The 18,324-nt window shown below is 55.1% G+C and carries 14 protein-coding genes; 12 read left to right on the forward strand and 2 right to left on the reverse strand.

The features are described 5' to 3' along the window. Positions 1–199: 199 nt before the first annotated feature. From FF011L_RS03915 to FF011L_RS03930, 4 genes are all read left to right on the forward strand, one after another. Positions 200–2,422 (forward strand): NADP-dependent isocitrate dehydrogenase, encoded by a 2,223-nt coding sequence (locus FF011L_RS03915; RefSeq protein WP_145350305.1) that lies wholly within the window; start codon positions 200–202, stop codon positions 2,420–2,422. Between the two features lie 224 nt (positions 2,423–2,646). Further along, positions 2,647–2,811, forward strand: a complete 165-nt coding sequence (rpmG, locus tag FF011L_RS03920) for a 50S ribosomal protein L33 (protein WP_145350307.1) — start codon at positions 2,647–2,649, stop codon at positions 2,809–2,811. A gap of 30 nt (positions 2,812–2,841) precedes the next feature. Then, positions 2,842–4,605 (forward strand): single-stranded-DNA-specific exonuclease RecJ, encoded by a 1,764-nt coding sequence (gene recJ / locus FF011L_RS03925; protein ID WP_145350309.1) that lies wholly within the window; start codon positions 2,842–2,844, stop codon positions 4,603–4,605. A gap of 244 nt (positions 4,606–4,849) precedes the next feature. Next, positions 4,850–6,322 carry an RtcB family protein gene (locus FF011L_RS03930; protein ID WP_145354932.1) on the forward strand — a complete coding sequence of 491 codons (1,473 nt, stop codon included), beginning with the start codon at positions 4,850–4,852 and terminating at the stop codon, positions 6,320–6,322. A gap of 253 nt (positions 6,323–6,575) precedes the next feature. On the opposite strand, the gene FF011L_RS03935 is transcribed toward FF011L_RS03930, so the two are convergent. Next, positions 6,576–7,358: a SprT family zinc-dependent metalloprotease gene (locus FF011L_RS03935; RefSeq protein ID WP_145350311.1), complete on the reverse strand. Its 783-nt coding sequence runs from the start codon at positions 7,356–7,358 to the stop codon at positions 6,576–6,578. 196 nt (positions 7,359–7,554) lie between these two features. On the opposite strand from FF011L_RS03935, the gene FF011L_RS03940 reads away from it, so the two are divergent. Genes FF011L_RS03940 through mutY form a run of 3 tightly spaced genes read left to right on the forward strand, consistent with a single transcriptional unit; the run spans position 7,555 to position 11,249 of the window. Then, complete coding sequence (locus FF011L_RS03940) at positions 7,555–8,901, forward strand: Gfo/Idh/MocA family protein (protein WP_145350313.1); 1,347 nt, start codon at positions 7,555–7,557, stop codon at positions 8,899–8,901. Positions 8,902–8,923: 22 nt separating this feature from the next. Further along, positions 8,924–10,105, forward strand: coding sequence for a PDZ domain-containing protein (locus tag FF011L_RS03945; protein ID WP_145350315.1), 1,182 nt, complete (start codon positions 8,924–8,926; stop codon positions 10,103–10,105). A gap of 1 nt (position 10,106) precedes the next feature. Further along, positions 10,107–11,249: an A/G-specific adenine glycosylase gene (mutY, locus tag FF011L_RS03950; protein ID WP_246109721.1), complete on the forward strand. Its 1,143-nt coding sequence runs from the start codon at positions 10,107–10,109 to the stop codon at positions 11,247–11,249. Between the two features lie 599 nt (positions 11,250–11,848). On the opposite strand, the gene tatC is transcribed toward mutY, so the two are convergent. After that, a complete protein-coding gene (gene tatC / locus FF011L_RS03955; RefSeq protein ID WP_246109722.1) occupies positions 11,849–12,979 on the reverse strand; it encodes a twin-arginine translocase subunit TatC in 1,131 nt (376 codons plus the stop codon). A gap of 236 nt (positions 12,980–13,215) precedes the next feature. Between tatC and FF011L_RS03960 the strand changes: the two genes are divergently transcribed. From FF011L_RS03960 to FF011L_RS03980, 5 genes are all read left to right on the forward strand, one after another. Next, positions 13,216–14,208: a type I phosphomannose isomerase catalytic subunit gene (locus FF011L_RS03960; RefSeq protein WP_246109723.1), complete on the forward strand. Its 993-nt coding sequence runs from the start codon at positions 13,216–13,218 to the stop codon at positions 14,206–14,208. Positions 14,209–14,443: 235 nt separating this feature from the next. Continuing rightward, the gene (locus tag FF011L_RS03965) at positions 14,444–14,698 is read left to right on the forward strand and encodes a membrane or secreted protein (protein ID WP_145350319.1); all 255 of its coding nucleotides are present in this window, start codon (positions 14,444–14,446) and stop codon (positions 14,696–14,698) included. A gap of 284 nt (positions 14,699–14,982) precedes the next feature. Then, on the forward strand, positions 14,983–16,332 hold the full coding sequence (locus FF011L_RS03970) for a pseudouridine synthase (RefSeq protein ID WP_246109724.1): 1,350 nt from the start codon (positions 14,983–14,985) through the stop codon (positions 16,330–16,332). A 43-nt stretch (positions 16,333–16,375) separates the two neighbouring features. Beyond that, positions 16,376–17,218, forward strand: coding sequence for a dihydroorotate dehydrogenase electron transfer subunit (locus FF011L_RS03975; RefSeq protein ID WP_145354938.1), 843 nt, complete (start codon positions 16,376–16,378; stop codon positions 17,216–17,218). Positions 17,219–17,221: 3 nt separating this feature from the next. Next, positions 17,222–18,298 carry a glycosyltransferase family 4 protein gene (locus tag FF011L_RS03980; protein ID WP_145350323.1) on the forward strand — a complete coding sequence of 359 codons (1,077 nt, stop codon included), beginning with the start codon at positions 17,222–17,224 and terminating at the stop codon, positions 18,296–18,298. The last annotated feature ends 26 nt before the right edge of the window (positions 18,299–18,324 follow it).

Genomic DNA, 18,324 nt, shown 5'->3' on the forward strand with positions numbered 1-18,324 from the left:
TGCAGGCTTCCATCTTATTCGCATCCGCTGAAATAGTGCCCCTCTTCGGCTCCTCGGCAGCGGGATTCAGGACGCATGCGATCGCGTTGTTCGGTTGAAAATGTCCGAGACGGCGCGGGAAAATCGCGGCACGATGGTTCCTCTTTGATTTCAGGGGCGGTATTCTCTAACCGTCTCGCACCTTTCAAAGAACAGTACCATGTCGCAAACATCTGAAATCGTTTACACCCTGACCGACGAAGCTCCTGCACTGGCAACGCGTTCGCTGTTGCCCATTATTCAGGCATTTACCCGATCCTCAGGAGTCTCTGTCCGCCTGAAGGATATCTCTTTGGCATGCCGGATCCTGGCTCAGTTTTCAGATGTGCTCCCCGCAGACCAGCAGCGATCCGATGTGTTGGCCGAGCTTGGTGAATTGGCGAAGACTCCGGACGCCAACATTATCAAATTGCCGAACGTCAGTGCTTCGATCCCGCAGTTGAACACCGCGATTGCTGAACTTCAGTCGCATGGCTACGCGATCCCTGATTATCCGGCCGATCCGCAGAACGACGCCGAACGCGAAACGAAGTCGCGTTACGCAAAGGTTCTGGGAAGTGCCGTCAATCCAGTGCTTCGCGAAGGGAACTCCGATCGCCGCGTCGCGGCTCCGGTTAAAAAATATGCCCAAGACCATCCGCACTCGATGGGGGAATGGTCCAGCGATTCCAAAACCCGCGTCGCTTCGATGGCTCAAGGCGATTTTTACGGCAGTGAACAATCGCATGTCATGGTTCACGCCGGAGAGATCCGGATCGAACTGGAATCACCTACAGGTGAAATCACGGTACTCAAGCCTAGTCTTGAGCTTCTGCCAGGCGAGGTAATCGATGCTTCCTGCATGAGTCGCAAGGCTCTGCGAAGTTATCTTGAAGAGCAAATTGCTCAGGCCGGCAGGGATCAAGCACTGCTTTCGTTGCACCTGAAGGCAACGATGATGAAGGTTTCCGATCCCATCATTTTCGGGCATGCGGTTACCGTCTTTTTTGCTCCTGTCTTTGAAAAGTATGCGGAGACGCTTGAATCGCTTGGAGTCAATCCGAACAACGGTCTTGGCGACCTGCTTCGCAAAATTGAATCGTTGCCAGAAGCCGAAAAGGTTGCGATTCAGGCCGATATCGAAGCCGTCTACGCTCAGCAGCCTCGCTTGGCGATGGTCGATTCCGACAAAGGGATCACGAATTTGCACGTTCCGAGTGACGTGATCATCGATGCTTCGATGCCAGCAGCGATTCGTTCGTCAGGGAAAATGTGGGGCCCCGATGGAAAACTTCACGACACCACCGCTTTGATCCCTGACCGTTGCTATGCAGGCGTTTATCAGGCAACGATCGACTTCTGCAAGAAGCATGGCGCTTTTGATGTGACCACGATGGGAAGCGTATCAAATGTCGGCCTTATGGCTCAGAAAGCCGAAGAGTACGGGTCGCATGACAAGACTTTTGAAATCCCCCACGCCGGAACCGTTCGCGCGATTGATCAAGACGGGAACGTGCTGACCGAGCATGTCGTCGAAGAAGGGGATATCTGGCGCATGTGCCAGACCAAAGACGCTCCGATTCGCGATTGGGTCAACCTGGCCGTCAAGCGAGCCCGAGCGACCGGCAACGCAGCCATCTTTTGGTTGGATGCCAATCGTGCGCACGACGCCAATCTGATCGCCAAGGTTCGCCACTATCTGGATGAACTGGAAACCGATGGGCTGGAAATCGAAATCCTTTCCCCGATCGTTGCCGCAAAGGAAACCTGCCAACGAAGTCGTGATGGGCTGGATACGATCTCGGTCACCGGGAACGTGCTGCGGGATTATTTGACCGATTTGTTTCCGATTTTGGAATTGGGAACCAGTGCGAAAATGCTCTCGATCGTTCCTCTGCTGGCCGGTGGGGGGCTGTTCGAAACGGGAGCCGGTGGCTCGGCCCCAAAACACGTTCAGCAGTTCGTTAGCGAAAATCACCTTCGCTGGGACTCGTTGGGCGAATTCCTTGCCCTGGCGGTTTCGCTGGAGGACCTGGGCCAAAAGACCGGAAATGAGAAACTGCTCGCACTGGCAAAGGGATTGGATCAAGCCAACGGGGCTTACCTCAGCCACAACCGGTCCCCTTCGCGAAAAGCGGGCGAAATCGACAACCGTGGTGGTCACTTCTACCTGGCTCTGTACTGGGCGCAGGCGATTGCAGGAAGTTCTGACAACGCTGAACTGCGAAGCGAATTCGGTGCGTTGGCAAAGGAGCTGGCCGCCAACGAACAGACGATTGTCGACGAGCTAAACGCGGTTCAGGGAGCCCCCGTCGATCTGGGGGGCTACTTCAATCCGGATGAAAAGAAGGTGGAAGCTGCTATGCGGCCCAGTGCAACGCTTAATCGTATTTTGCCGGGCTAGCCATTCTGGGCGCTCTTTCGGGACCCATTTTGGGCTCCTGATCGTCTTATTCGTTCGCCTCCGGTTCTTGATTGGGCCCCGAGGCGAGCTTGCGGTCCCTTACCGGACGCAGAGGGCTTGCCAGATTGTCGCTTGTTACGGCATAATGCCCCGCTTATTCAATTAAAAATCCGGTCAGTCACGCGGTGGCTGAATCAATATTTACGTAACGGCAGAGTTTTACGATGGCAAAAAGCAAGAAAAAGGTTGAAACGGTCTTTCTCATTTGTGAAGAAACCGGCGATTACAACTACACCCTACGGCGTAAGCCTGGTGGTGAAAAACTGCGTTTGAAGAAGTATTGCCCTCGTGTTCGCAAGCACACTTGGCACGTCGAAAAGAAAAAATAACCCGCCTGACTCTCACCGCAGGATGCGAGCATGCGCAAAGAATGGCGAGTTTTGCCGCTGGACCAGGGCCGCGTCGAACAACTCGCTCGGCTTGCTCGTATTCCCGATGTGGTGGCGCAGTTGCTTGTCAGCCGCGGTGTCTATGATCTCACCGCGGCAAAGCAGTTCTTGGACGCAAAACTATCGGATCTTCGTGATCCGCTAGATCTTCCGGGTGTCCCGTTGGCCGTTGAAGTGATCGCCAAGGCGATCCGCAGCAAAGCCCCCATTGTGATCTACGGGGACTATGACGCCGATGGTATGACCTCCGCAGCCATTCTGTTTCGCGGTCTGAAACTGATGGGATCGGACGTCAGTTACTACGTTCCCAACCGACTGGAAGAGGGCTACGGCTTAAGTTCCGCCGCCCTTGAGAAACTGGCCCAGCGAGGCAAGAAGTTGGTCATCTCGGTCGACTGCGGCGTCGGCAGCGTTGACGAAGCCAAACTGTGCAAGACGCTTGGGATGCAGTTGGTCATTACCGATCACCATCGCATCGATGGAGAATTGCCCGATGCCGCTGCGATTGTGCATCCGCGTTTGCCTGGCACGTCCTATCCGTTTGGTGAATTGTGCGGTGCAGGGGTCGCGTTCAAGCTTGCTTGGGCGCTCTGCCAGGAAATCTGTGAATCGAAGCGGGTGACTAACCAGTTGCGGCAGTACCTTTTGGAAGCCCTTGCTCTGGCGGCGATTGGCACCGTTGCCGATGTCGTTCCCCTTGTCGATGAAAATCGGATCTTGGTAAAGCATGGTCTGAAATCGTTGCGAGCTCATCCGGGGCCGGGCGTGGCTCAGTTGATGCGGATTACCAAAATCGATCAGCGCAGCGATCTGCAGAGCGAGGATATTGCGTTCTCGATCGCTCCTCGATTAAACGCGGCAGGACGGCTTGGGCAAGCTCAGTTGGGGGTCGAATTGTTGACCATCCAAGAGGAAACCCGAGCGATCCAGTTAGCCGAGTATCTGGACCAGTTGAACGCGAACCGAGTCAGTCTGGAACGGAGCGTCTATCTGGCGGCTCAGAAGCAGGCAACCGATGATTACGATCCGGAAGCCGATTCCGCACTTGTGCTTGCGGGTTCGGGATGGCACCTGGGTGTCATCGGAGTCGTTGCAGGACGACTTGCCGAAAAGTACGGACGCCCCGTGTTGATTCTCTCTCTTGATCCGGTGAATGGACGTCCGGCAACGGGATCGGGACGTGCCGGTGGCCCGCACATCGACCTTCACGAAGCCCTTGGGGAATGTGAGCATCGCTTGCAGAAGTTCGGAGGTCACCGAGCGGCCGCTGGGCTTACGCTTGAGGACGCGCAGGTCGACGATTTTCGATCGGATTTTTGCGAAGCTGTCGCGAAACAGGTCGCAGAGAGTGATCACGTGGCCGAAGTTAAAATCGATGCCGAAGCGGGCATCGGGCAGCTCTCTTATCAGAGTGTTCGGCAGATCGAACAGTTGGCGCCGTTCGGTCAGGGGAATCCCCGGCCGGTCTTGTACGCACGCGGGGTTCAGTTGGCCGAGCCTTCCAGACGGATGGGCGGCGGAGACCGACACCTGACGTTACGGGTCACGCAGGACGGCGTCAGTATCCGCGGCGTCGCTTTCGGACAAGGCGATTGGTGCGAGGAGCTGAATGCCCATGAGGGACCGTTCGACATTGCCTACCGTCCTGTCATTAATGAATTTCGAGGCCAACGCAACGTCGAAATTCAGTTAGTCGATTGGCGTCCCACGCATGCTGCCGTCGTCGGAAGCTAACAGAGCCATTCTCAGGTCTGAGAATGTCGCCTTTCGCTCCGTGAAAGAACGCTCTCTTCAATCTTCTTCATGTCCCGAAAAGCGTGGCGACGGATCGATTTGTCCGCAGGACTTTGGTGAACCTTGTACCGATAGAATGGCTCTTTTGTTGCCATGTGGACGCTGGATGTTGCGTCCTTTGTTTGGGCCATTTGTCCGAACGGCCTAAACTGTCAGATAGCGGAGTTCCCTTTTGTCGAATCAAATGATCCCTACCGGCGAAGCGACGGCAATCTTGCCTGCTGGTAATCATCATTCCCCCGTGAAGGTTTTTGGGAATGAGAAGATCCGTGCGACCTTTGACGACCTTTGTTTGCAGCAAGCGATTAATTCACGCTGTGCGCCTGGAGTGACCGAGGTCGTTTTGAATCCGGACGCTCATTGTGGATATGGTGCTCCGATCGGATGCGTGCTGGCTTCGCCAACGCACATTTACCCGGGGCCTGTTGGCTTTGACATCAAGTGCTCGATGAGCCTTTTGCAGACCGACGTTCCGGCCGATGCGATGATAGATAAGACCATTCGCCGCGAATTGATTCATGCGGTTTGCCGGCGGATTCCTACGGGGATGGGGAAAGGGGCTCGCGATGTGCCGAAGTCACGCCGCGTGGAGGAAAAGACCGGCGTTGCCGCGATGACCGATGGAGCCTCGTCTGATGTCTTGGCGGCGCTTGGCGTTCCGGTTGCTTGGGCGGACCGCTGTGAAGATGCCTTCCATCGCGGGCACGACGGTTCCGCCGATGCGCTTCGGCAGCGTCTGTACTACTTGCGGCAGGGGAAAACCTTTTCCCGATTTCGTTCGACGGTTCAGCAGTTGGGCTCTTACGGAGGTGGTAACCATTTCGGCGAATGTGAAGTGGTTGATGTTGTGGATGACAACGAATCTCGGCAGATTGCCAACGTTTTTGGATTGCGGGATCAGCATGTTGCGTTCCTGTCCCATTGTGGGTCTCGCGGGATCGGGCATCGACTGGCAAGCGGGCAATTTAAGCAACTGGAGCACAAGTTTGATCAATGGAAGATTCCCTACCCAGGGAATGATAAGCAACTTGTTTACGCACCCATCGGATCAAGCGAAGCCAACGACTATATCGACGACATGTCGCTGGGGGCAAATTTTGCCACCGTCAATCATCTGTTGATTAATGCATTGGTGCTGGAGGCGTTCCAGGAGATCATTCCGGGAACCACTGGTAACCTGGTCTATTTCATCAGTCACAACATTGCCCGTCAGGAGATCGTCGATAACCGTGAAACATGGGTTCATCGCAAAGGGGCGACACGCGCATTCCCGGCTGGTCATCATGCCCTTAAGCGAACTCCGTTTGAGCATACCGGTCATCCGATTCTGTTGCCGGGAAATCCGCAAGCGGGCTCGAGTGTGATGGTTGGGTTGCCTGGTGCGAAAGAGAGTTGTTACAGCGTGAACCATGGTGCAGGACGAGCCTTGGGGCGACGTCGAGCGATTCGTGAACTGGATCAGAAGCAGATTGACGCATCGTTTGATTCCGCCGACATCCTTTCGAACTGCCGTCGTTATCCACGCGACGAAGCTCCCGCGGCTTACAAAGATTTTGAAGAGGTGCTTCGCAGTGTCAAACAAGCGGGGCTTGCGAAAGAGGTCGCTCGGTTGAGAGCACGGTTTGTGATTAAAGACTCTTCGGATGCGGATGACTAAACAAGGAAGCTTTCGCGAGCGTTGCTGCGTGTTTGCAATCGTGGGAATACCGCATGCCCATCGTCTGGCGACGGTGGTTACGGCAGTCACGTAGCATACGCTTGCCAGAGCTTGGGCAGGCCGACAGCAAGGGGCGAATAAATTTCACATCTCCCGCGAAAGAACGCCCCCTTAAAGCACCTTTCAAGGAGCGAAAGGCGACGCTCGTTCGTCGCTTTCAATCGAATCGACAGCCCACGTAGTTGGCAAATTGTTATGCGCTCCGTTTTCTAAGGTGTTCAAGCGGGACGTAATATTTGCGGTAGCGTTTTCCATCGTCAAAAAGGGCTCCGGCTTGGTCGGGGACGAGGACAGTTGCCCGTCTGGTGATCCGGTTCACCACCCCCTGCAGCGGCTGCCCTTCGAATTGAAAATTAACTTTTGATCCGACTCCAATTTTAAATTTTCTTGCGGCGCGTTCGCGTTGCGTGATCAGATCGTGTTGATGTTGAGTGTGTCCGAAGGCTCGATTGGCGATTCTTTGGAACAGTGATTTCGAGCAGGAGCTGTCGTCCCAAACCAGCATTTCAACCAAGTGAACCAGTTCATGCTCAAGGACTCGTTGCATCGCTTGCAGGCGGTCGCGGCAGACGATTCCAGTCACTTCAACGGGGCGATCGATATCGCTGAAGGTTTGGAAAAGCAAAGCGGAAGAGAGGATGATTTCGAATTTTCTTCGATCCCCTCGTTTGTAGTTGTGCGGATAAAGAGTGACTGTTTTTCCAGCGTTTTTCGTCATTCGGGACGACCAGCCAAACTTCAGGCCTTCATCGGCGGCCAGTTTTAGCAATCGACCTTCGAAGAAAAGTTCGTCATACATTTTGGCCATTTGACGCAGGTCGTCATTGGCAACCCTGGTGAAATTCGGGCGGTCCATCGCTCTGCTAATGCGCAGGCTGTCGGAATAAATTTGGTGCTGACGAGCGACCGTATCTTTGTTTTTCGCGGGCAGGCTTAGGACCATCTCTCCTAACTTGCTCCGTTCTTTTTCATTCATACCCGATCTCCTTAATTTCCTGCGGGCTCACCCGATTCTCGTCCAAATATTCAATCTAGGAAGTTTGTTCCATTCCTGGAGGGTTGCGTTATCATAGTGGAATCCAAACGCCAAGGTGATCTGGGGAGTTTTTGTACCGCATCTGGAATGGCACCTCCCTGACGCCACCGAAAGAACTCCCACCCCCCACACAGGCATGGCCCACACTGACGAAAAATCATCCCATCCTTCTCCTCAACGCTCCGCTGCCCCACGGCGTGAGTTCTTGAAAGGGGCTGCTGCCCTGGGTGGAGCCGCCGCAGCGCTTAGCGTGACAGCTCCCAAACTCCACGCCGCTGGATCGGATGTCATCCGAATCGCATTGATCGGTTGTGGTGGACGTGGCCGTGGTGCCGCATTGAACGCGATGGCTGCCGACCCGAAAGTACGGTTGGTCGCATTGGCCGATTTGTTTGATCAATCGATTACCGATTGCCGCAAGCAATTGACGAAGCAAAAACCTGACCAGGTCGAGCTATCGGACGAAACATGTTTCGTCGGTTTTGATGCGTATAAAAAAGCGATCGAGCTGGCCGATGTGGTGCTGCTCGCTTCACCGCCTCACTATCGTCCCGACCATTTGGAAGCTGCCGTTGCCGCCGACAAACATATCTTCTGCGAAAAACCGATTGCGACCGATGCCACGGGCGTTCGTCGCGTGCTTGCGATCTGTGAAGAAGCGGACAAGAAGAATTTAAATATTGTCAGTGGTTTGTGCTGGCGTTACGACCAAGGTGTCCGGGAAACGATGGGGCAGATCTTTGATGGCAAGATCGGCCGCGTGATCGGTTCCCAAGCGAACTACCTTACCGGGCCCGTCTGGATTCGTCCTCGCAAAGACGGCGAATCGGAAATGGCATACCAATGCCGTAACTGGTATTACTTCAACTGGCTTAGCGGTGACCATATCACCGAGCAGTTCATCCACAGTTTGGACAAGGCGCTTTGGCTTCGTCACGACGAGCCGCCTGTAAAGGCTTACGGAATGGGCGGTCGCGGACTACGAAGTGATTTGACCCAAGGGGATATCTTCGATCACTTTGCGGTTGTCTACGAATGGGCCGATGGTTCCACCACAAACGCTTTCACGCGACAGGTTCGTGGGGCGTACAATCAAGTTGAAGACTTTGTCTACGGCAGTGATGGAAAAGCCTCCGTCCTCGCCAATAAAATCGAAGGCAAGAATTCTTGGAAGTTCGATGGCAAGGATAAAGTCAACATGTACCAGCAAGAGCACAACGAGCTGTTCGAAGCGGTCCAGGGCAAGCGTCCTCGAATCAATAACGGGACCTACATGTGCCGCAGCACGTTGCTGGCGATCCTCGGTCGTGAGGTCTGTTACTCGGGCAAAGAGATCACTTGGGATGAAGCGATTAACAGCCCCCAAGACCTGCGTCCTCAGAAGTACTCTTTCGATGCTGAGGCCCCAGCGGTTAAAGTACCGAAACCGGGAGTCTACAAATTTCCGATTGCAAAACCGGGTGACAAATCCGGTTCGGTCTAAAACCCTTTAGGGCTAAGCACGGATGGCAAATTACTGGTCTCGACGATTTTCGGCTTTTGTGATCACCGCTGCATCCCTTGGGATCAGCGGATCGGTTGCGGTTGCACAAACCGAACCGACCGATTCGTCGGCAGTCAACGCTACGTCGACAGTCGATTCAGCACCCGTTGAGGATGCTGAACAGATAACGAAATTCGTCGAGCAACTTGGAAGCAACCAGTATGTGCAAAGGGAAATTGCCTCTCTTGAATTAGCTAAACGCGGGACGGACGTGATTCCGTTCCTGTTGGACCAAGTCGAAAGTGGGGATCTGGAGCGAACCGAACGAACGGTGCAGTTGCTGCAGCGGATCGCGTTGCGGGAAGAACCAACCGACCCACCGCTCGGGTCTCAGGCGTTGCAGTTATTGGCCGAGCAGGGAGGCGGGGCGATTTCCAGTCGTTCACAAGCGACGTTGCGAGTGGTTGCTGAGAATCGTACCGAACGCGCGCGTGAAGCGCTTCTTCAGGCAGGCATCACGGTAGGCTTCAGTGACGTTGTCCTAGAAGCGTCGCGAGTCAGCGAAGAAATTGTTTCGATCTCCGATGAGTGGAACGGCGACCCGCACACGCTTGTCTGGCTGAAATGGATTCCCAATGTCCATTACGTCTTGCTTGACGGACCGAAGATTGATCAGTCGGTCATCAAGGCGGTCATCGATATCCCGGACTTGCAAAATATCGTGATTTCGAATGCGGACTTCGATGCCAAGGAACTGTTGCCGTTGGCGGAACTGCCGCGAATCGACCTGTTCGAAATTCGTTACACGCCGCTCGATGATGATGCGATCGCTTTATTGGAAAGTTTCGCGATCCGGCAAAAATTGATTCTTAACGGGACCCTTATTACTCCCGAAGCCGTTGCGGAAATGAAAACGAAGCTGCCGAATTTGCAGGTCGTTTATAAGCGAGGCGGTTTTTTGGGGGTCAACTGCGACCCGCTGAACCATCGTTGTCTGGTAACGGTTGTTGTGGCCGGTGGGGCGGCCGAGATCGGTGGCGTGCGGGCTGGCGATATTATCGTGAAGGTCAACGAAAAAGAGATCACAAGGTTCGCGGACCTGCTGGCCGCGATCTCCGTCTTTGCCCCGGGGGAAGAGGTTAAGATCGAAGTCGATCGGCATGGGCGGAGCGAAACCCTGACCGTGACATTGGGCCGCCTGTAAGATGGCCAAGAAGGCGAAGAGGGCTCTCTCGGAGGTGATTTCGGCAGCCCCGCATGACGATCGTTGGCTTTCCGATCCATGGCGTACCCGAATCCGCCGCCGACTGCTGCAATGGTTTAAAAAGAATGCGCGTTCGCTCCCCTGGCGTGATCGGGCAAGCGACCCGTATTCGGTCTGGCTAAGCGAAGTGATGCTGCAGCAAACGCAGGTCAGTACCGTCATCCCCTACTTCAAGCGGTTCCTAGAAAAATTCCCCACGGTCACCGATTTGGCCGCAGCCGAAGAGGCGACCGTGCTGCAGTTGTGGGAGGGGCTGGGGTACTATCGCCGGGCTAGGCAGCTTCACGCCGCCGCCAAGCAGATCGTGGAATCCCACGACGGGAAATTCCCTACGCAGTACGACGATGTCCTCGCGTTACCTGGTATCGGACGCTATACCGCGGGTGCAATCTTGTCGATTTCGACAGGGCAGCGATTGCCAATTGTCGAAGCCAACACGCAACGCCTGTACAGTCGCTTAATCGCTTCCACGAATCATCCGACCGATAAGGCCGCCAATGCCCTGCTGTGGGAATTTGCCGAACGCATTCTCCCGCGTCGCGACAGTGGCCAGTTCAATCAAGCGGCGATGGAACTGGGGGCACTTGTTTGCACTCCACAGCAACCCGACTGTCCGAATTGTCCGCTCCAGCCCTGTTGTGCAGCCCATGAAAAGGGACTGGAGACAATCATCCCGGGGAAGGTGAAGCGGATTCAGTACGAAGCACGCGATGAGTATGCGTTGCTGGTTAGGCATCCCGACCGTCATGCCTATTTTGTTTACCAGGTTCCCGCGGGGCAAAGATGGGCAGGCCTGTGGGATTTCCCGCGTTTTGGTCCGCCGCACGCAAGCTCTTTAGACGGAGCCATTCGCCAGGCCAGGCAGGACTTTGGGCTGGAAATCAAAGCAGGCGATTTAGCGACCACGATTCGCCATGGTGTCACCAAATACCGGATCACGCTGTACGCCCATCATGTGCATTGGCAAAGCCCGGAACCGAGTTCGCTGGAGGAAAACCAGCAGTGGCAAACCCCCGAGCAACTGCAGTCGCTGCCGCTAAACACCACCGGCCGCAAACTAGCTAATTTGCTGGCTGCCGAATAAGCAGGGGGAAGCGGCTATCTCCGTAGCTCTGTCTTTTAAGTAGCTCCGTCTTTCCAAGACGGAGAGATCCGCGATCGATTCTTGAATGTATCCAAACAGGTTGGTTGCTGCGGTCAATCGTCCTGAGTTCCGTGCTCTTGCTGATGCCTCAAGCATACGGCTATTCCAGCACCTTTTTAGCTCCAAGTATCGAGAGTTCCGTTTCCGGGCTTGCCCCGGCGGACTCGCAATTGGCAGCTACCTTATTGCGCGATCGAAATGCTGTTCTCCGCCAGCCCCAAATCGCCTAGGCGATTTGGGGCTGGCGGAGAAGGATGAAATCGCAAAGAGGCATGGGGGTAGCTGCCAGTTGTTGCCCCGGACCGGGACAAGCCCGGCGGAAGCAAAGTAGCCAACTCCGAAAAACGCAGCTTCAAAATGCGTAAACGAGGGATCGCGGCCTGCTCTTTCGGTCCCTCGCTTGCGCAGCGGGTTAGGATATCCGCTGTCTGCGGCCTCGCTCGCAACGTATTTGTCACGCGTCCCCGAGAGACGCGGCTAGGTTGTTGCACCTACCAGCCGTCGCTTCCGGGCGAAGCGACGTCTGTGGGTTCGGCCCGTTACCTCGGGTCAAGTGCTGCGCTTCCTAATCCTCTTCCGCGGGGAATGTATTTGCACATCAAAATTCCCAGGAAGTATAAGAAGATCAGGGGGATGGCCAGGGCAACCATGCTGGTGACGTCGGCAGGGGTTAGGATCATCGAGGCAACACAGATGATCAAGATCGCGATTCGCCAGCTGCTGACGTAAGACTGGACGGTGAACATTCCCAGCCGTTCGAGGAACAGCATCACCAGTGGCAATTGGAATGCGACGCCAAAGCCCAACGGCAGCAGCAATACGAAGTTCATGTAATAGCTCAATCGAGGCTGAATATCGACATTCATCCCCGCATTAAAGGTGAGCAAGAAATTGAGGACGTAGTACAGAACGACAAAGAAGGCGAGGCAGACGCCGGAGGCGAATAGGACGACGCTGAAGGGTAGGTAGATGTAGACGTATTGACGTTCGTGGGCATAGAGGCCGGCGGCGACAAATCCCCACAGGTTGTAAAAGATCATTGGGCTGGCAATGACCGCTCCGATCATTAACCCCGCCTTGATCCAGATCATGAATCCTTCTTCGGTCTTGTGCGAATTCAAGCCGGCGGAAGAGGGACGCAGCGTTACCTGTCGCTGCAATGAGCTGGGGTCGAAATGGTCGCCGGTCAAAGCGACCAAATCCTCCTGCTCGGCTTTGATGAAGTCGGGGATATCCGATTCGGGTTCCCCGGCAGCCAGTTCCTGCGCTACCGATTCCTCTTTCACAGGGACCTTGCCGGTCGCGTCGTCTGCTTTCGCTAGTTTTTCGGCCTTCGCTGCCTCTTTAGCTGTCGCCTTTTCAGCAGCCGCATCGGCCGCTTCCGCAGCTTTTTCCTCGGCGGGGGGAACCAGGAAAACGGTTTCGATCTGAAACGAGTTTTCGATTAAGAAGGCCTTGAGGGGGCTTAACGCTTTGTCATTGGGGTCCAGGTTGCGACGCGCGATTTCACGATCCGCCTGGAACGTGAGGATCGCTTCTCGTAGCGGTTGTTGGACGTAACTGACTAAACCTGTTGCGAAATAGAGTCCAATCGCTAGACCGATCGCTAGCCAAATGACGGCTCCTCGCAGGGCGCGGCGCAGTTCCTCCAAATGCTCGCCGAATGTCATCGACGATTCTTCGAAAAGACTATCTTTTGGGCGGGATGGCAATTCCACGGTGCAGTGTTCGTTTTTCTTGAGGCGGGGGCCGATCCGATCGAGCAGGACTCGACACCTAGACAAAGGTGGCAACAATAACGGATCGGCGTTGGGAGCTAGATTGATTGCCCTTCAGTTTAACTGCCACTCAGTGGTTTGGCGAAAGGGGCAGTTCGCTTTTTCTTGGAGGCATTAAAAGGATTATAATGATCAAACTGGAACCGCTGAAAATGAACCCCATCATGCGTGACTACCTGTGGGGGGGACGCAAGCTGTCTGAGCGGCTGGGGAAAACGATCGAAGAGGGCCAGACCGCTGCGGAAAGCTGGGAAATTGTCGATCGGGACGATGCCCAGAGCGTGGTTGCTGACGGACCCTGGAAAGGGCAGACGCTGCGGCAGTTGATCGCCGAGCAGAAACGCGAAATGCTTGGTGATTGCGACTCCAATAGCCATTTTCCGCTGTTATTAAAATATTTGGATTGCCAGCGAGTCCTTTCGGTGCAGGTCCACCCTACGGACGAGTATGGGCTGAAAATGCCCCAGCCTGACCTGGGGAAGACCGAAGCGTGGTATATCGTTGATGCCGAACCGGATAGCGTGATTTACGCCGGTCTAAAAGAGGGAGTCGACCGGTTGATGCTGGCCGAAGCGATTCAGGACCAGCAGACCGAGAAAGTTCTTCACGAAATTCGCCCCAATGCAGGCGACTGTATCTTTATTCCCGCCGGGACGGTCCATGCGCTCGGCGCAGGACTGTTGGTGGCTGAAATTCAGCAAGCCAGCGACACCACTTTTCGCCTGTACGACTGGAACCGCGTCGGTGCCGATGGAAAGCCTCGCCCGTTGCATATCGAACAAGCTCTGGCGGTGACGAATTACGATTCGGGACCGGTTTACCCTGTTAGCCCCAAAGACGTTGCCGATGGTTGGCAGCAGTTGGTCGATTGCGACAAGTTTCAGCTGTTAAAGGCAAGCGAATGCGGTTCGTATCCGATTCCCTCGGCAGACCGTTTTGTCATCCTCAGCGTCCCCTGCGGAAAAGCGCTCCTCCGCTGGGCCGGAGGGACTCGATCCCTTGAAGTAGGGGATTCAGTACTGGTTCCTGCGGCTGTCACCGACGTGGAAGTCGTCATCGAAGAGCCCCATTCAACGGTCTTGAGGATGCACGGGCCTGCCGATACCCCTTGCCTGGCTTAGACAATCGGTCTTTTCTCGCGGGTTTGCTAGCAAATCTTGCTGGATTGGTTCGGATTGCTGCAGAGGGGGATTCTTGGAGGTCGATAGGAGGTGTGTGAGTCGGCCTGAGGCGGTCAGGGATCGGACGATTTTGGTTCCTTTGCCTGCCGAATAGGTATTGGCTTCACCGCGATGATTTCGCTACGCTCGACGCGCCAAGGGCTGCGTCCCTTCCTCTACAACCAATAAAAATCCCATGCGAACCATAGCTCTTCTCATTTGCTGTGCGACTTTGACGTCTTTGGGATGTCGTCAGCGTCCGCTTTTGGCTCCTCCGGGGCCGACCAGTTATCAGCAAGGGCAAGCGGTCATCCATGATCCTTACCCCCAAAATGACATTGGTGTGGAAGAGCAGGCCAGTCGCCCTCGGGATTACCAAAAGCCTCTAGCGGAGCCGGTTCGCGATCGGCTGTACCGCGACGCGTCGCCATGGTGGCAGTTCGGAGGTTAAACCGGGCAGGTTTTAGCTTCCCTCTTTCAAGCGAAACGACGCTGGTCCAATCTCTTTATCGGCGTTGCGTGTTCGGTTTTAAAGCATTCGCTAGATAGGCTTTAAGCGGATTGGTTAAACGGTTGGTGAATGATTCGGGCTAGCCGCCTGATGGAGATTTACTGGAACCTTGGCCGCTGGCGGTTTGATGCTCTCAAACAAAAAAAGAGTACGGCAAAAAACCCCAAAGCCAAAACGGAGGATGTGTGTTAATCTAGGAGGCCTTCTCTTTCGCTTCCCATTCATTGATCTGCACACACCTGATGGCCGCTCCAAAATCCAACCGCAATCACGATCATGGTGACAGCAAGTCTTCCAAGGCATCGGAAGGTGAGCAACGACTGCAGCGCATTTTAGCGGCCGCCGGTTTTGGTAGCCGTCGCAAGTGCGAGGAATATATCACGGAAGGTCGAGTGGAGGTCGATGGCGAGATCGTCATGCGATTGGGAGCGACCGCCGACCCACTGCACAGCAAAATCTACGTCGACGGCAATAAATTGCATTTGCCGAAAGCGGTTTATTTTATCTTGCACAAGCCAACCGGCGTCGTTTCGACCAATCGTGACCCTCAGGGCCGGCCTCGCGTTATCGATCTGATTCCCCCCGGAACTCGCGTTTTTCCGGTTGGTCGTTTAGACCGTAATAGCGAAGGATTGATGCTGATGACCAACGATGGTGCGTTGGCCGACCAGCTAACCCACCCTCGGTATGGCGTGATGAAGGTCTATCATGTGACCGTCGCTGGCGAGGTGACTCCCGAAGCGATGAAGAAGATGCGGGAGGGGATTTTCATCGCGGAAGGTCGAGTGCAGGTCGATGGGGCCAAAATCCGCAAAGCGGGGGCTCGTTCGACCGATATGGAAATCAGCCTGCGAGAAGGCAAGAATCGCGAAATCCGCCGCATCTTGGCTCGCCTAGGCCATAAAGTCCAGAAACTACGCCGCGTAGCGATCGGTCCGCTCCGATTGGGTGAATTGCCTAAAGGGGCTCATCGCCAGCTGACGCATATCGAAGTCAAAAAATTAAAAGCCGAAGCGGCAGCAGGGGCAAAGCGGGCAACCGACGGCGTCGATCTGCGGCAGCCGCAGGAGCCTGAACGTCCAGAGCGTGGCGAAGCTCCGATTCGAATCGCACCCTCCGCGAAAGCATCGCAGCCTGCCAAGGAATTTCGGCCCGCGAAAAAATCTCGATCGGGCAAAGATTCTCGGCCTGCGAAGGCATCGCGTCCCAGCAAATCAGGTCAATCGGCCAGCAAGCTGGGTGCAAAAAAGGGGACCAAGCGTCCTTCGCCAAATCGATCCGCTGGTGGTCCATCCAAGCGTCCCGTCGTATCGCGAGGCAAAAAAGTCGCTTCGCGATCGAAATCCAATTCGTTTGAATTCGATTTCAATTCCGCCGGAGCTCGTGGTGGTGCTTTGATTGGGATTGAAAGCGAATCGCAAGAAAAGCCAGATCGTGCAAAGAAAAAGAAGCCGGCGAAACGTGGGGCTCGTGGGGCGGCTGGCCGTTCGGGAACCTCAAGGTCAAAACCAAAGTCCAATACCCGATCGGCGGGAAAGCCGAATCGTGGTTCCGATAGGAAGAAAGGGAAGTAGCACGGTGGCTGAATCGCTTCATGCGGCCTATTACGCCGATCAGATGCAACAGGTGGACGCCCAGGTGGTTACGAATCAGCCACTGGCCAAGGAGACCTACCTCGTTCGAATTGCCGCTCCAGAAATTGCGGCTCGTGTTCGTCCGGGACAGTTTGTGATGATCCGCATGTCGGGATTGAATGATCCCTTGATCGGACGTGCGCTGGCCGTTTATGACGTCGGGTGTGACGACCAAGGAACCCCGGCAACTTTTGATCTGGTCTATCTGAAAAAGGGCAAACTAACGACCTGCTTGTCTCAAGCGGCAGCGGGGGATTCGGTCACGGTTTGGGGACCGCTGGGCAATGGTTTTGCTCCGGTACCCTGTGAGCATCTGGTAATGGTCGCCGGTGGAATCGGGCAAACCCCGTTTGTGGTTCTGGCGAAAGAAGCGTTAGGTTTGCAGACCTTTGGCCAGCGGACGGGCGGCTGGGCAAAAAGTGTCACCCTAATCTACGGAGCTCGCAGTGCCGATCGTTTGGCAGGCGTCGACGATTTTCGGAAACTGGGCGTCGATGTTCGACTGTGTACCGACGACGGGTCGACGGGCGAAAAAGCGTTGGTTCCGGCCGTCCTTGACCGTTGCTTAACCGAGCTGAAAACGTCCCTTGCTGCCGATTCGATTCGCGTCGTTTGCTGTGGCCCTGAAATCATGATGGAAAAAGCTTCCGAGGTCGCGATCGCTCAGTCGACGCCGTGTGAAGTGTCGATGGAAACGCCCATGGCGTGTGGCATTGGGATCTGTTTTTCTTGCGTTGCCAAGGTCCGGCAATCCGATGGGGAATGGGATTACAAACGGACCTGTGTCGAAGGGCCTGTTTTTGACGCTACAAAAATTTGCTGGTAAGCCATGCGGATCCTGCAAATTACCAGCGGTGGGCAACAGTCCAACGGAGCGCTGCAGTATGCGGTGCAGTTGTCGAATCGCTTAGTCGATCGTGGACACGAAGTTTGGATGCTGACCGTTCCCGGAGGCTACGTTGCCCAGGCGATCGAACAATCCGATGTAACGTTGATCCCCTCGTCACTGCATCGTTGGCCGCTGGATGAATTGAAGCGAATCGACCAGCAGATTCAGAAACTGGGAATTCAGGTGGTGCACGGCCATAGCAGCCGAGCATGTAATTTTGCCGTTTGTCTAAGACGGCTCTACGGGGTCCCTGCCGTTTCCACCGCTCATGCCAATAAGGTGCAGGTGCACTGGGCTTGGGCTGACCGCATCATTGCGGTTTCCAAGGTGACGGAAACCTTTCACCGCCGCTGGAACCTCGTCCGTAAATCGCGTATTTCGATCATCCACAACCCGATTGATACGGACCGATTTCAGCCGCTGGATCCGGCCCTGCGGTCCGCTCAGCGGGCTGCGTTGCACGTCGCGGACGAGACGCCGGTGTTACTGATTGCAGGGCACATTGTGCGTCGTAAGGGACAGCGCATTGCGGTTGCCGCGATGCCGGAAATTCTGGCAAAATTCCCGGCAGCCCAGTTGTGGTTGGTGGGGCATGAAGATCACCGGTATGGAAAACTGGTCCGCGAGGATATCGAACGGTTAGGAATTCAAAACTCCGTTCGATTGATCCCGCCTTGTGAGGATGTGCAACGCTATTTCGCAATGGCAGACCTTTGTCTTTGCCCGTCACTAGACGAACCTTTTGGGTTGACCGCCTGCGAATCGCTCGCCTGTGAGGTGCCCGTCATCGCGTCCTCTGTCGGAGGATTTCTGGAAACGATTCAGCACGATCGATCCGGAGTTTTGCTGAAACGAAATGATGCACCGACGTTGGCAGCGGCAACGATTCAGATGCTGCAAAACCGGGAACGGTGTCAGGCGTTTGGGAAAGTTGGTCGAAGGTGGGTTCAACAAAACCTAACGGCGGATGCGCACGACCAACAGGTCGAGCAAGTCTATCAGTCTCTCTTAAAATAACCGATTCGCGACAGAGCCGTTTAAAG

The sequence above is a fragment of the Roseimaritima multifibrata genome (genome assembly GCF_007741495.1).
Taxonomy (GTDB): domain Bacteria; phylum Planctomycetota; class Planctomycetia; order Pirellulales; family Pirellulaceae; genus Roseimaritima; species Roseimaritima multifibrata.